The organism is Pseudorhodoferax aquiterrae (assembly GCF_014652235.1).
GTDB classification, from domain to species: Bacteria; Pseudomonadota; Gammaproteobacteria; order Burkholderiales; family Burkholderiaceae_C; genus Pseudorhodoferax; species Pseudorhodoferax aquiterrae.
In genome coordinates, this window is record NZ_BMYK01000016.1 from 64172 (window position 1) to 77205 (window position 13034).

At 72.1% G+C, this 13034-nt stretch carries 11 protein-coding genes; 6 read left to right on the top strand and 5 right to left on the bottom strand.

Going from position 1 to position 13034, the window contains the following annotated elements; genetic code table 11:
- The first annotated feature begins 6 nt into the window (after nt 1-6).
- The 4 genes from IE209_RS21500 to IE209_RS21515 all read left to right on the top strand — a co-directional run bounded on the left by IE209_RS21500 (nt 7) and on the right by IE209_RS21515 (nt 5256).
- Complete coding sequence (locus IE209_RS21500) at nt 7-1260, top strand: molybdopterin molybdotransferase MoeA (RefSeq protein ID WP_229882984.1); 1254 nt, start codon at nt 7-9, stop codon at nt 1258-1260.
- A complete protein-coding gene (locus IE209_RS21505) occupies nt 1251-3167 on the top strand; it encodes a molybdopterin biosynthesis protein (protein ID WP_189688957.1) in 1917 nt (638 codons plus the stop codon). The genes IE209_RS21500 and IE209_RS21505 overlap by 10 nt, the downstream gene beginning before the upstream one ends.
- Nucleotides 3168-3271: 104 nt before the next feature.
- The gene (locus IE209_RS21510; protein WP_189688958.1) at nt 3272-4090 is read left to right on the top strand and encodes an ABC transporter substrate-binding protein; all 819 of its coding nucleotides are present in this window, start codon (nt 3272-3274) and stop codon (nt 4088-4090) included.
- A gap of 47 nt (nt 4091-4137) precedes the next feature.
- A complete protein-coding gene (locus IE209_RS21515; RefSeq protein ID WP_189688959.1) occupies nt 4138-5256 on the top strand; it encodes a substrate-binding domain-containing protein in 1119 nt (372 codons plus the stop codon).
- 3 nt (nt 5257-5259) lie between these two features.
- Here the strand turns inward: IE209_RS21515 and mobA are convergent, their stop codons facing one another.
- From mobA to IE209_RS21540, 5 genes are read right to left on the bottom strand one after another with little or no spacing between them, the layout of a single operon-like run.
- Nucleotides 5260-5859, bottom strand: coding sequence for a molybdenum cofactor guanylyltransferase MobA (gene mobA / locus IE209_RS21520; protein WP_189688960.1), 600 nt, complete (start codon nt 5857-5859; stop codon nt 5260-5262).
- Complete coding sequence (locus tag IE209_RS21525) at nt 5856-6461, bottom strand: TorD/DmsD family molecular chaperone (protein WP_189688961.1); 606 nt, start codon at nt 6459-6461, stop codon at nt 5856-5858. The genes mobA and IE209_RS21525 overlap by 4 nt, the downstream gene beginning before the upstream one ends.
- Nucleotides 6458-8623 carry a 4Fe-4S binding protein gene (locus tag IE209_RS21530; protein WP_189688962.1) on the bottom strand — a complete coding sequence of 722 codons (2166 nt, stop codon included), beginning with the start codon at nt 8621-8623 and terminating at the stop codon, nt 6458-6460. The genes IE209_RS21525 and IE209_RS21530 overlap by 4 nt, the downstream gene beginning before the upstream one ends.
- A complete protein-coding gene (locus IE209_RS21535; protein ID WP_189688963.1) occupies nt 8529-9113 on the bottom strand; it encodes a DUF3306 domain-containing protein in 585 nt (194 codons plus the stop codon). Before IE209_RS21535 ends, IE209_RS21530 begins: the two co-directional genes overlap by 95 nt.
- A 3-nt stretch (nt 9114-9116) precedes the next feature.
- Entirely contained in the window at nt 9117-9581 is a 465-nt protein-coding gene (locus IE209_RS21540; RefSeq protein WP_145547792.1) for a DUF3305 domain-containing protein, read from the bottom strand.
- 224 nt (nt 9582-9805) lie between these two features.
- On the opposite strand from IE209_RS21540, the gene IE209_RS21545 reads away from it, so the two are divergent.
- Nucleotides 9806-10030, top strand: a complete 225-nt coding sequence (locus tag IE209_RS21545; protein ID WP_189688964.1) for a formate dehydrogenase — start codon at nt 9806-9808, stop codon at nt 10028-10030.
- A 19-nt stretch (nt 10031-10049) separates the two neighbouring features.
- On the top strand, nt 10050-13025 hold the full coding sequence (locus IE209_RS21550; protein ID WP_189688965.1) for a formate dehydrogenase subunit alpha: 2976 nt from the start codon (nt 10050-10052) through the stop codon (nt 13023-13025).
- Nucleotides 13026-13034: the final 9 nt, after the last annotated feature.

Consider the following 13034-nt stretch of genomic DNA (forward strand, 5'->3'; position numbering starts at 1 on the left):
GCCCGGATGCAGACGACCGCCCCCGTCTCCACGCCCGACGTGCGCATGCGCGGCTTCACGCAGCGCGCCGAAGTGCCCACCGCACTGGCCTGGATCGACGCCCACACGCCCCGCCTCGCCAGCGAGTCCGTGGCCACCGAAGACGCCACCGGCCGCGTGCTCGCAGAGGATCTCGTCGCCCCCATCGCCGTGCCCGAGTTCGACCGCGCGGCCATGGACGGCTACGCGCTGCGCGGCGGCGAAACCACCGGTGCGGGCAACTACAACCCGCTGGAGTTCACGGTCGTGGGCCAGGCCTTCCCCGGCCGGCCGTTCGAGGGCGCCGTGCCCGCCGGCGCGGCCGTGCGCATCATGACCGGGGCCCCCGTGCCCGCGGGGCTGGACGCCGTGCTGCCCGCCGAGTACGCGCGCGAGGAACACGGCCGCGTGGCCGTGGCCCAGCCCGTCGCGCCCGGCCAGCACGTGGGCCGCGTGGGCGAGGACATCGCGCGCGGCAGCCCGGCGCTGGCCGCGGGCCGGCGGCTGCGGCCGCAGGATGCGGGCCTCATCGCCTCGCTGGGCCTGGCCTGGGTGCAGGTGCTGCGCCAGCCGCGCGTGCGCCTGCTGGTCACCGGCAACGAGGTGCGCGCGCCGGGCCAGGCCAAGGGCCCGCACGAGATCTACGACGCGAACTCGGTCACGCTGCGCGGCCTGGTGGCGCGCGACGGCGGCCTGCTCGCATCGCACCAGCGCCTGGGCGACGACCCGGAGCGCATCGGCGAGGCGCTGGCCGCGCCGGGGGCGGACGTGGTGCTGGTTTCGGGCGGCTCCAGCGTGGGCGCCGAAGACCATGCGCCGCGGCTGCTGGCCCAGTTGGGCGAACTGGCCATCCACGGTGTCGCCATGCGCCCTTCGAGCCCGGCCGGCATGGGCCGCATCGGCACGGCGCTGGTGTTCCTGCTGCCGGGCAACCCGGTCTCCTGCCTCTGCGCCTACGACTTCTTCGCCGGCCGCGCCATCCGCCGCCTGGGCGGCCGGCCGGACGACTGGCCCTACCCGCGCGTGCAGGCCCGGCTCACGCGCAAGATCGTCTCGCAGGTCGGCCGCCTCGACTACGTGCGCGTGAAGCTCGGCGCCGACGGCGTGGAGCCCCTCGCGCTGTCGGGCGCCTCGGTGCTGAGCTCCACGGTGCGGGCCGACGGCTTCGTCGTCGTGCCGGCCGAGAGCGAGGGCCAGGGCGCCGGCAGCGACGTGACCGTCCATCTCTACGCATGCCCTTGACAGCCCAATCGCAGTTTCTCCATGTGCTCACGCGCGACGAGGCGGAGCGCCGCTTCCGCGAACACCTGACACTCACGCCGCTGGGCGCCGAGACCGTGGCGCTGCACGCCGCACTGGGCAGGGTGCTGGCCGAGGACGTGGTGGCCACCGTCGACGTGCCCGGCTTCGACCGCTCCAACGTGGACGGCTTCGCCGTGCAGGCCGCCGACACCTGGGGCGCGATGGAGGAAGAACCGCGCCGGCTGGCCCTCACGGCCGAGACGCTGGCGCCCGGCACGGTGCCGCAGGCCGAAGTGGTCGCGGGGCTGGCCACGGCGATCGCCACCGGCGGCATGCTGCCGCGCGGCGCCGACGCGGTGGTGATGGTGGAACACACCGACCTGGAAGGCGGCCGGCTGCTGCTGCGCCGCGCCGCCACCGCGGGCGAGAACGTGAGCTACGCCGGCACCGACATCGCGCGCGGCGAGACCGTGCTGCGCGCGGGCCAGCCGCTCAGCTCGCGCGAGATCGGCGTGCTCGCGGCGCTGGGACTGGACCAGGTGCCCGTGCACCGCAGGCCGCGCGTGGCCATCTTCTCCACCGGCAACGAGATCGTGGCGCCCGGCGCGCCGCTGCCCGTGGGCGCGGTGTACGACTCCAACGCCGCCATCCTCGCGGCCGCGGTCCAGGAGCTGGGTGGCGAGCCCGTGCGGCTGGGTGTGGTGCCCGACGACGAGGCCCGCCTCTCGCAAGCGTTGCGCCAGGGCCTGGAATGCGATGCGGTGGTGTTCTCGGGCGGCACCTCCAAGGGCGAGGGCGACCTGTCCTACCGCATCGTGGCCGCGCTGCAGGACCCCGGCATCGTCGCGCACGGCGTGGCGCTCAAGCCCGGCAAGCCGGTCTGCCTGGCCGTGACCCAGGGCAAGCCGGTGGTGGTCCTGCCGGGTTTTCCAACCTCTGCGGTGTTCACCTTCCACGAGTTCATGGCGCCCGTGCTGCGCGCCTTCGCCGGCCGGCCGCCCGAGCAGCGCCAGCTGGTGGACGCGACGCTGCCCCTGCGCGTGAACTCTGAACGCGGCCGCACCGAATACCTGCTGGTCGGCCTGGTGCCCGGCGAGCAGGGCCTGGCGGCCTACCCCATGGGCAAGGGCTCGGGCTCGGTCACCACCTTCAGCGGTGCCGACGGTTTCATCACCATCGGGCAGCACACCGAGATCCTCGACGCGGGCGCGGCCGTGCAGGTGCAGCTGCTGGGCCAGGGCTTGCAGGCGGCCGACCTGATCCTGGTCGGCAGCCACTGCGTGGGCCTGGACTGGCTGGCCGGCCAGCTCGTGCGCCAGGGCTTGCGCATCAAGAGCATGAGCGTGGGCAGCACGGGCGGCCTGATGGCGGCCCGGCGCGGCGAGTGCGACCTGGGCGGCATCCACCTGATGGACCCGGCCACGGGCCACTACAACACCCATCTGCTGACGCCCGCGCTGGAGCTGGTGCCGGGCTATGGCCGCATGCAGGGCATCGTCTACCGCCAAAGCGACGCGCGCTTCGAAGGCTTTGATGCGGCCACGGCCATCGCCGCGGCGCTTGGCGACGCCGGCTGCGTGATGGTCAACCGCAATGCCGGCAGCGGCACGCGCATCCTGATCGACCGGCTGCTCGGCGGCGCGCAGCCGGCCGGCTACGGCGTGCAGACCAAGTCGCACAACGCCGTGGCGGTGGCCGTGGCGCAGGGCCGCGCCGACTGGGGCCTGGCCATCGACACGGTGGCGCGCCAGTACGGGCTGGGCTTCATTCCCGTGCAGGAGGAGCGCTACGACTTCGTGCTGCCCCGGGACCGGCTGGCGCGCGCGCCCGTGCAGGCCTTCCTCGCGCTGCTGCGCTCGGACGCGGCACGCGCCGCGCTGCGCGAACGGGGCTTTCGCGTCGATTAAGAGGGGCTGACATGGCGGCGCCTATGCAGCGCCGTTCCTATCGCGCAGCGCGAGGCGGGCCACCAGAATCGGCCCTCCTCTTCCCTTCCAAGGCACCCGACCCGATGCTGCTGCGCCAACGCCTCCTGCTCCTCGCCCTGCCCGCCGCCCTGCTCGCCTGCGCCGCCCAGGCGCAGGAGAAGTTCATCGTGCTGGCCTCGACCACCTCGACCGAGCAGTCCGGCCTGTTCAAGCACCTGCTGCCGCAGTTCACGCAGGCCAGCGGCACGGCCGTGCGCGTGGTGGCCGTGGGCACCGGCCAGGCGCTGGACATGGCGCGCCGCGGGGATGCAGACGCGCTGTTCGTGCACGACCAGCCGGCCGAGCAGAAGTTCGTGGCCGAGGGCTTCGGCCAGGAGCGCCGCGCCGTCATGTACAACGACTTCGTGCTGATCGGCCCCCGTGCCGACCCGGCCGGCACGCGCGGCAACGCCATCGCCGCCGCGCTCCAGCGGCTGGCCGACACGGGCGCGGACTTCGTCTCGCGCGGCGACAACAGCGGCACCCATGCGGCGGAGCTGCGCCAGTGGAAGCTGGCCGGCGTCGACCTGGCCGCCGCCAAGCCCGCCGGCTACAAGGAATGCGGCTGCGGCATGGGCCAGGCGCTCAACATCGCGGCCTCCACGGGCGCCTACGTGCTGGCCGACCGGGGCACCTGGCTCAGCTTCAAGAACCGCGCCGACCTGGGCATCCTGGTCGAAGGCGACAAGCAGCTGTTCAACCAGTACGGCGTGATCGTGGTCAACCCAGCCAGGCATCCGCATGTGAAGAAGGAGCTGGCCCAGGGCTTCGCCGACTGGGTGGTCTCGCCGGCGGGGCAGGCCGCCATCGCCTCCTACACCATCGGCGGCGAGCAGCTGTTCTTCCCGAACGCGACGCAGTGAACGCGGGTGGCCATGGGACACTGCGCCCCCCTCAGCCCGCTCCGCCCATGCCTACCACCCGCCGCGGCATCCACCTGCGCTACACCTTCGAGACCGCCGCGACGCCGGGCCAGCAACGCGCCGAGATCGAGAACCCCTTGTTCGACCTGCTCTCGGCCGTGCAGGCCGAAGGCTCCATCAGCGGCGCCGCGCGGGCGCTGGACAGTTCCTACCGGCATGCCTGGGGCGCGCTCAAGCATTGGGAGGAGGTGCTGGGCGCGCCATTGGTGCTCTGGGGCCAGGGCCGCCACGCGCGGCTGACGCCGTTCGCGCAGCGCCTGCTGTGGGCCGAGCGCCAGGCCCGCGTGCGCATGAGGCCGCACGTGGAGGCGCTGCGCGCCGAACTCGCGCGCGTGTTCGCACTCGCCGACGATGCGGCACTGCAGGTGCTGGAGATCTTCGCCAGCCACGACCTGGGCCTGCCGCAGCTGCAGGCCCTGGCCGAGGAGCACGACGGGCTGCACATCGCCCTGCGCTTCGCCGGCAGCCAGGAGGCGCTGCGCGCGCTGGGCGAGGGCCGCTGCCGCGTCGCCGGCTTCCATGTGGCGCAGGGCGCCGCGCCGGACAGCGTGATGGTGCGCGCGCTGCGCCAGCTGCTGCAGCCCGGCGCGCACCAGCTGATCGGCAGCCACTGGCGGCGCAAGGGCTGGATCTGGCGTCCCGGCGAGGAGCGGCCCGCGGGCATCGCCGCGCTGGGCAGCGGCCGCTGGCGCTTCGTCGCGCGCCAGCCGGCCTCGGGCACGCGGCTGTTGACGGACCACCTGCTCGCCCAAGCCGGCGTGGCACCCGAGCAGGTGCCGGGCTACACCACCCACATGGAAGACACGCACGTGGCCGTGGCGGCGGCGATCGCCAGCGGCGCCGCCGACGTGGGCATCGGCATCGAGGCGGCGGCCGCCGAGGCGGGCCTCGCGTTCGCGCCGCTGGTCGACGAGAACTACTACCTGCTGTGCCACCAGGACGACCTGGAAACGCCGCCGCTGCTGGCACTGCGCGCGCGCCTGGCTTCGCCAGCCTGGGCCGAGGCGCTGGCCCGGTTGCCGGGCTACGGCGTGCAGCAGCCGGGCGACGTGCTGTCGCTCACCGGGGCGCTGCCCTGGTGGCCCGACATGCGGCCGAAGAAGTGAGCCTCAGCGCTGCAGCTGCTGCAGTTCCTGCGGCGTGTTGGCGTTGAAGAAGGCCGCCGCATCGTCGAACACCACCTCGGTCTTGCGGTGGCGGCCGGCCCACAGGCCGAACTTGCGCTCGCCCGTGTGCAGGAAGGCCACCAGGCTCTCGACCAGGTCGGTGCGCAGCAGGCAGAACACGGGCTGGGCACGCCTCTGGCCGTCTTCCAGCGTGGCCGCCATGGCGATCTCGGCGTCCTGCGCGGCGGCGGCCGCGGCCAGGCGTTCGACCAGGTCGGTCGGGAAGTCCGGCGTGTCGCAGGGCACGGTGACGAGCCAGGGCGTCTCGGCATGCTCCAGGCCCGTCAGCAGGCCGGCCAGCGGGCCCGCGTAGCCCTCCACCGAATCGGGCCAGACCGGCACGCCCATGGCCTCGTAGGCCGACAGGTTGCGGTTGGCGCTCAGCATGCTGTTGCCCACCTGCGGCTGCAGGCGCAGCAGCGCATGCAGGGCCAGCGGCATGCCGCGGTGGTTCTGCAGGCCCTTGTCGACGCCGCCCATGCGGCTGCCGCGGCCGCCGGCCAGCACCAGGCCGGTGATGTCTTCGCGTGCGATGGTGTTCATGTGTCGATGAGGTCGAAGGCCTGCGTCTCCACGTCGACGAAGGCCAGTGTCATGGCCGCGATGGCACGCCACAGCTGCGCGGCGGGTTGCGCCTCGACCGCCTCGCACAACGGCGCGATCCACGGCTGCACGTGGGCCCGGAAGAAGTCGCGCTGCTGCGCCAGGTTGCCCTGCGCCACGCCCTCGCCCGCGATCAGGTAGCGCATGACCTCGAGCACGTAGGACACGTGGTCCTCGGTCTCGAACTGCGCGGCATCGCGCGTGAGACCCAGGGCCGCCAAGTCCTCGCGCAGGCGCGCCAGCGGCTTCTCGTTAACGAAGCCCGCGAGAAAGAACGAGGCGTAGGGGAAGACCTCGGGCTTGCCCACGCCCTGGAACAGCGCGGCGAACTCGTCCTGGGCGGAGGCCGGCGTGGCGGCGCGCATCTGCGCCACGAGCGACTGCCATGGCGCTTCGAGGAAGCTGCCGGGCTCGGGCGCCTCGGTCACGGCCAGCCGGAACTGCGCCAACAGGGCCGCATCGGGGGGCGCCAGCCACAGGCGCGCGAGCAGGCCGTAGAGCTCGGCCCGCGCGATTTCTTCGCTGAAGGTCTCGGTGGTCACAGGTCGGTGATGCGGAGTTCTTGGGGGTTGGAGTACATGTCGACGACGCGGCAGTCGCTGCACATCTTGAGCCGCTCGGCCGCGGCGCCCTGGAAGGCGGCGTGGCCGGCCAGCTTGGTGACCATGGTCTCGATGGCGCGCAGCGTGCCGAAGGGCTTGGCGCAACGCACGCAATGGAAGGGCTGGGCCTCGTGCAGCACCCGGGCCTGGGCGCGCGCGCGGCCGCCGTCGGCCAGCAGCAGGCGCGGTTCGAGCCGGATGGCGTCCTCCGGGCAGGTGGTGGCGCACAGGCCGCACTGCACGCAGCTTTTCTCGGTGAAGCGCAGCTGCGGCCGGTCGGGGTTGTCCGACAGGGCCTGGGACGGGCAGGCGCCCACGCAGGCCAGGCACAGCGTGCACTTGGCCGCGTCGACCTGCAGGCTGCCGTACAGCGCCCCGGGCCCGGGCAGCGCGATGGCCTCGGGCACGGCCTGCGGACTGTGGGCCAGCAGATGGGTCAGCGCGAGCTCCAGCGTGTTGCGCTTGTCGGCCTGCACCGCGAAGCTGGCGGCCTGGGCCACGCCCTGGGCCGGCGGCGCGCGCAGGGCCGCGTCGAGCGCGGCGGTGTCGCCCGCGGGGATCAGCCGGAAATGCTGGCCGGCATAGCCCAGTCCCGTCACGATGGCCTGGGCCTGCGCCATCTGCGCGGCCAGCGCTTCGAGGTACTGCGGCGCCTCGGTGCCGCCGGTCAGCACCCAGACCTGGCTGGCGCCTTGCGCCAGCGCGGCCAGCCACAGGTCCAGCCCCACGCTGGCGCTGTGCCACAGCGCCAGCGGCAGCACGCGGGCCGGCACGCCATGGGCCCGGCCGGTGCTGGCCGCGCGGCCCAGGGCCTCGATGGCGGCCGCGCCCTCCTCCTGGCTGTGCAGCAGCAGCGCCGCATCGCGGCCACCGGCGGCGGCATAGGTGCGCAGCAGCGTGCGCACGCGCTTGCCCAGGTCGGCCGGCGTGGGGTAGGCGAAGCCCAGCGCGCCGCTGGGACAGACCGTGCCGCAGGCGCCGCAGCCCACGCACAGGTGCGGCTCCACCACGATGCCGGCCGTCGGATGCCCCACGCTGCCGCGCCCGCGCGCCGCCGTCTTGCCCTTGAGCGAGGCGTCGGAACGGATGGCCTGGGCCGAGCACACATCGATGCAGGCCGAGCAGCCGATCTGCTGGTTGCGCGTGTGCGCGCACAGCCGCTGCTCGTAGCGGAAGAAGCGCGGCTTGTCGAACTCGCCGACCAGCCCGCGCAGCTGCAGCACGGCCTGTGTGAGCGCTGCGCCGGGCGGCACGTGGATGTAGCCCTGCGGCGGCTGGTGCATGGCGAAGGCGGGCGCATCGCCGAGGTCGAGCACGAGGTCGAAGCGCGCCTCTTCGCTGCGCGCGCCGCGCTCGAAATCGATCGCGCCGGCGGCCTGGCAGGCGGCCACGCAGTCGCGGTGGGCCGTGCAGCGCGCCATGTCGACCTGGTAGCCGAAATCGATCGCGCCCTCGGGGCAGGCCGCGATGCAGGCATTGCAGCGCGTGCACAGGTCCAGGTCGATCGGGTTGCTGCTGTCCCAGCCGGCCTCGAAGGCGCCCAGCCAGCCCGACAGGCGCGTGAGCCGGCCGCGCAGCACCACCTGGTCGTGCCGCTGCGCCAGCGCGCCGCCCTCGACCAGCAGCGTGAGGTCGAGCGCATCGCCGAGCAGGGCCGCGGCCGCCTCGGCACGCTCGGCCGGGCCGACCACCAGGCATCGCCCGGCCGAGCGGTAGCCCACGGTCGCGACCGGCTCGGGTGGCGGCAGCTGGGCTGCGGCGATCAGCGCCGCCAGCTTGGGCGTGGCGGCCGCGCGGTCGCGCGACCAGCCGCCGGTCTCGCGCAGGTTGACGAAACGGATCGGCCGCTCGGCCAGCGGCGGCGCGCCTTCGGTCTGTTCGGCCAGTTCCAGGAACAGGCGGCTTTCCTGCGTGCAGCCGACCAGCAATTCCTCGCCCGAGCGGGCGGCGCGTTGGAATGCCGGCGCCTCGCGCCGGCACAGCACGGAATGGACATCGGCAATGCCTTCAGCACTGGCCGCCGGCGTGGCCGCCAGCGCCCGGGCCAGGGCCGGGCGGTCCAGGGTCATGGAGCGATTGCAGTCGCAGATCAGGGTCTTCATCGTGGGGCTCCATCGCGGCCGCAGGTGGGTTCTGCGGGCCGGCTGCCGGCGGGTCCGTCCGTGCGGGCTCCGTCTCGGCCTCGGGGGTGGCCAGGCCCAGGTAGGCCGCCTGCGCCATCTGCCGCAGCATGGCCGCAGGCAGCGGGTCGGGCGTGTTGTAGTCGTCGATGTAGGTGTCCAGCCCGTCCATCACGTTGAAGTGCGGATCGCTGAACAGCTTCTTGAGCGCGGCGTTGCGCACCTCGCCGCTGACCTCGGGCGCGACGAAGCGCGAGAAGTCGGAGTCGCGCGTCAGCTGCGTCACGTCGTCCAGCGTGGGCAGCGGCGGCGCGGCGGGCGCGGGCGTGGCAGCCGGGGCCTCGGTGGCTGGCGCTGTGACGGCCGGGGCCGGCGTGGGCACGGGCGGCGGTGCCTCGGGCAGCACGGCCCCCTGGCGCGCCTGCACCTTGCGCTGCGACCAGCGCGAGAGGAAGCCGCTGTCCGGCGCCATGGCTCAGCGCCGCTCCTGCGGCGCCACGAAGGAGGCCGGGCGCTTGCGCCGCTTGGGCTCGGGCCGGTAGTGCGCGTCGACGAAGTCCTGCAGCGCGGCGCGTACGCCCTCGTCCAGCGGGCAGTTGTCCACGCGCTCCTGTGCGTCGAGCCAGCGGCCGGCCTCGTTGTACGACAGGGTCACGATCTCGGGCCAGGCCCGCGCGGGGTCGGCATGGTCGGTGCGCCACATCACGAACCAGACCGGGGCGCCGGAACTGAGGTTGAGGTAGTAGCCCTCGGCCTCGTCGCGGTGCAGCGTGACCGGCAGGTCGGGGAACAGCCACTGCGCGCAGCGGCCATCGTCGCGCAGCAGCCGCGGGGCGCTGCCGAAGCCGCCGTCGTCCGGCACGACCTCGGCGATGCTGAAGCGCCAATCCTCCCAGCGGCTGGGTTGCCGCAGGCGATCGATGCGCACCGCAACGCGCATGCAGGGAGGAAGCTCGTTCGAGAACACCGTGGAAAGGACTCCGCGCCGCAGCGGCGCCGGTTGGGGCCGGTGCTGTGCGGCCGAAGCGCGGCAGTGTAGCCCTCGCTACCCCAGAGAGGCAGATGGGGGCAATCCCCAGCATGCGGGATATACGGTGCCGCATATGCTCAAACGGTAATATGCACTGCTGAGCCGGCGGTCGCGCCGGAAAGAGGTTAAGCCAGATGTCCCAGCCAAACCCTCCGCGCGAAACGCGCCAGCCTGCCCTGTCCCGCCGCACGGTCTTCGCGGGCGTCGGTGTCGCGGGCGCCGCCGCGGCGGCCGCGACCGTGCTGCCCGGTGCCGTGCGCAGTGCGGCACCTGCCGTCGCAGCGGCACCGCGGCCTGCCAGCACGGGCTACCAGCTCACGGACCACGTGAAGCGCTACTACCAGACCGCGCGGGTCTGAGGCGCACGAGGAGCCCGCCATGTTGCTGACCCGCAAGTCTTCCTCCTCGCACCCGGTGCACCTGTCCTCGGGCTTGGTGGCCCAGCTCGCACGCGGGCTGTCCCATGCGGTGCCCACGGTCGACCGCCGCGCCTTCCTGCGCCGCTCCGGGCTGGGCGTGGGCGCCGGCATCGCGGCCTCGCAGCTCACGCTGGTCAAGAAGGTCGAGGCGGCGGCCGACGCGCCCGCCGTCGGCAAGGGCAAGGTCGAGGTCAAGCGCACGGTCTGCGGCCACTGCTCGGTCGGCTGCGCGGTGGACGCGGTGGTCGAGAACGGCGTCTGGGTGCGCCAGGAGCCGGTGTTCGACTCGCCCATCAACATGGGCGCGCACTGCGCCAAGGGCGCGGCGCTGCGCGAGCACGGGCACGGCGAGTTCCGGCTGAAGTACCCGATGAAGCTCGTCAACGGCAAGTACGAGCGCATCGGCTGGGATCAGGCCCTGAACGAGATCAGCGCCAAGATGCTGGAGCTCAAGAAGGCCAGCGGCCCCGACTCCATCTTCGTCGTCGGCTCCTCCAAGCACAACAACGAGCAGGCCTACCTGCTGCGCAAGTGGCTGTCGTTCTGGGGCAGCAACAACACCGACCACCAGGCGCGCATCTGCCACAGCACCACGGTGGCCGGCGTCGCCAACACCTGGGGGTATGGCGCGATGACCAACTCCTACAACGACATGCAGAACGCCAAGGCGGCGCTGTACATCGGCTCGAACGCCGCGGAGGCGCATCCGGTGTCCATGCTGCACCTGCTGCATGCCAAGGAGACCGGTTGCAAGGTGATCGTGGTGGACCCGCGCTTCACACGCACGGCGGCCAAGGCCGACGAGTACGTGCGCATCCGCTCGGGCACCGACATCGCCTTCCTGTTCGGCGTGCTCTACCAGGTGTTCAAGAACGGCTGGGAGGACAAGAAGTACGTCGAGGACCGCGTCTACGGCCTGGACAAGGTGCGCGAGGAGGTCATGGCCAAGTGGACGCCCGACAAGGTGCAGGAGGTCTGCGGCGTGGACGAGGCCACCACGCTCAAGGTCGCGCGCATCATGGCCGAGAACCGGCCCAGCACGCTGGTCTGGTGCATGGGCCAGACCCAGCACACCATCGGCAACGCCATGGTGCGTGCCTCGTGCATCTTGCAACTGGCGCTGGGCAACATCGGCAAGTCCGGCGGCGGCGCCAACATCTTCCGCGGCCACGACAACGTGCAGGGCGCGACCGACGTCGGCCCCAACCCCGACTCCCTTCCCGGCTATTACGGCCTGGCCGAGGGTGCGTTCAAGCACTTCGCCGCCACCTGGGGCGTGGACTTCGAGTGGATCAAGCAGCAGTACGCGCCCGGCATGATGACCAAGCCGGGCATGACGGTGTCGCGCTGGATCGACGGCGTGCTCGAGAAGAACGAACTCATCGACCAGGACAGCAACCTGCGCGGCCTGTTCTTCTGGGGCCACGCGCCGAACTCGCAGACGCGCGGCCTGGAGATGAAGAAGGCGCTGGACAAGCTGGACCTGCTGGTCGTCGTCGACCCGTTCCCCAGCGCCACGGCCGCGATGGCGGCCATGCCCGGCCAGGCCGGCGACCTGAACCCGAACCGCGCCGTGTACCTGCTGCCGGCCACCACGCAGTTCGAGACCAGCGGCTCGTGCACGGCGTCCAACCGTTCCATCCAGTGGCGAGAGAAGGTGATCGAGCCGCTGTGGGAAAGCCGCAGCGACCACATGATCATGTACCAGCTGGCCGAGAAGCTGGGCTTCGCCAAGGAGCTGGTTAAGAACTACAAGATGCAGAAGGTCAAGGGCATGGACGAGCCCGTGCCCGAGGACATCCTGCGCGAGATCAACAAGTGCGTCTGGACCATCGGCTACACCGGGCAGAGCCCCGAGCGCCTGAAGGCCCACATGCGCAACATGAACGTCTTCGACGTGAAGACGCTGCGCGCCAAGGGCGGCATCGACAAGGAGACCGGCTACGCGCTGGACGGCGACTACTTCGGCCTGCCCTGGCCGTGCTGGGGCACGCCGGAGATGAAGCACCCCGGCACCGCCAACCTGTACGACACCAGCCTGCACGTGATGGACGGCGGCGGCAACTTCCGCGCGAACTTCGGCGTGGAGCGCGAGGGCGTCTCGCTGCTCGCGGCCGACGGCTCTTACAGCAAGGGCGCGGACCTCACCACCGGCTACCCCGAGTTCGACCACCTGCTGCTCAAGAAGCTGGGCTGGTGGGGCGAGCTCAGCGAGGCCGAGCAGAAGGCGGCCGAGGGCAAGAACTGGAAGACCGACCCGACCGGCGCCATCATCCGCGTGACCATGAAGAACCATGGCTGCCACCCCTTCGGCAACGCGAAGGCGCGCGCCGTGGTCTGGAACTTCCCCGACCCGATCCCGCAGCACCGCGAGCCGCTGTACAGCACGCGGGCCGACCTCGTCGCCAAGTACCCCACGCACGACGACAAGAAGGCTTTCTGGCGCCTGCCCACGCTGTACAAGACGGTGCAGGAGCAGAACAAGGACATCGGCAAGACCTTCCCGCTGGTCATGACCTCGGGCCGGCTCGTCGAGTACGAGGGCGGCGGCGAGGAGACCCGCTCCAACCCCTGGTTGGCCGAGCTGCAGCAGGAGATGTTCGTCGAGATCAACCCGCGCGCCGCCAACGACCGCGGCATCCGCAACGGCGACCACGTCTGGGTGAAGACCCCGCCCATGGCCGCGCTGCCCGACTTCAAGGGCCTGAAGGTGCGGGCCCTGGTCACCGAGCGCGTGGACGCCGGCACGGTGTTCCTGCCTTTCCACTTCTCGGGCCGCTGGGGCGGCATCGACCTGGCCAAGTACTACCCCGAGGGCGCGATGCCCATCGTGCGCGGCGAGGCCATCAACACCGCCACCACCTATGGCTACGACAGCGTCACGATGATGCAGGAAACCAAGACCACCGTGTGCCAGATCGAGAAGGCCGCATAAGGAATCCAC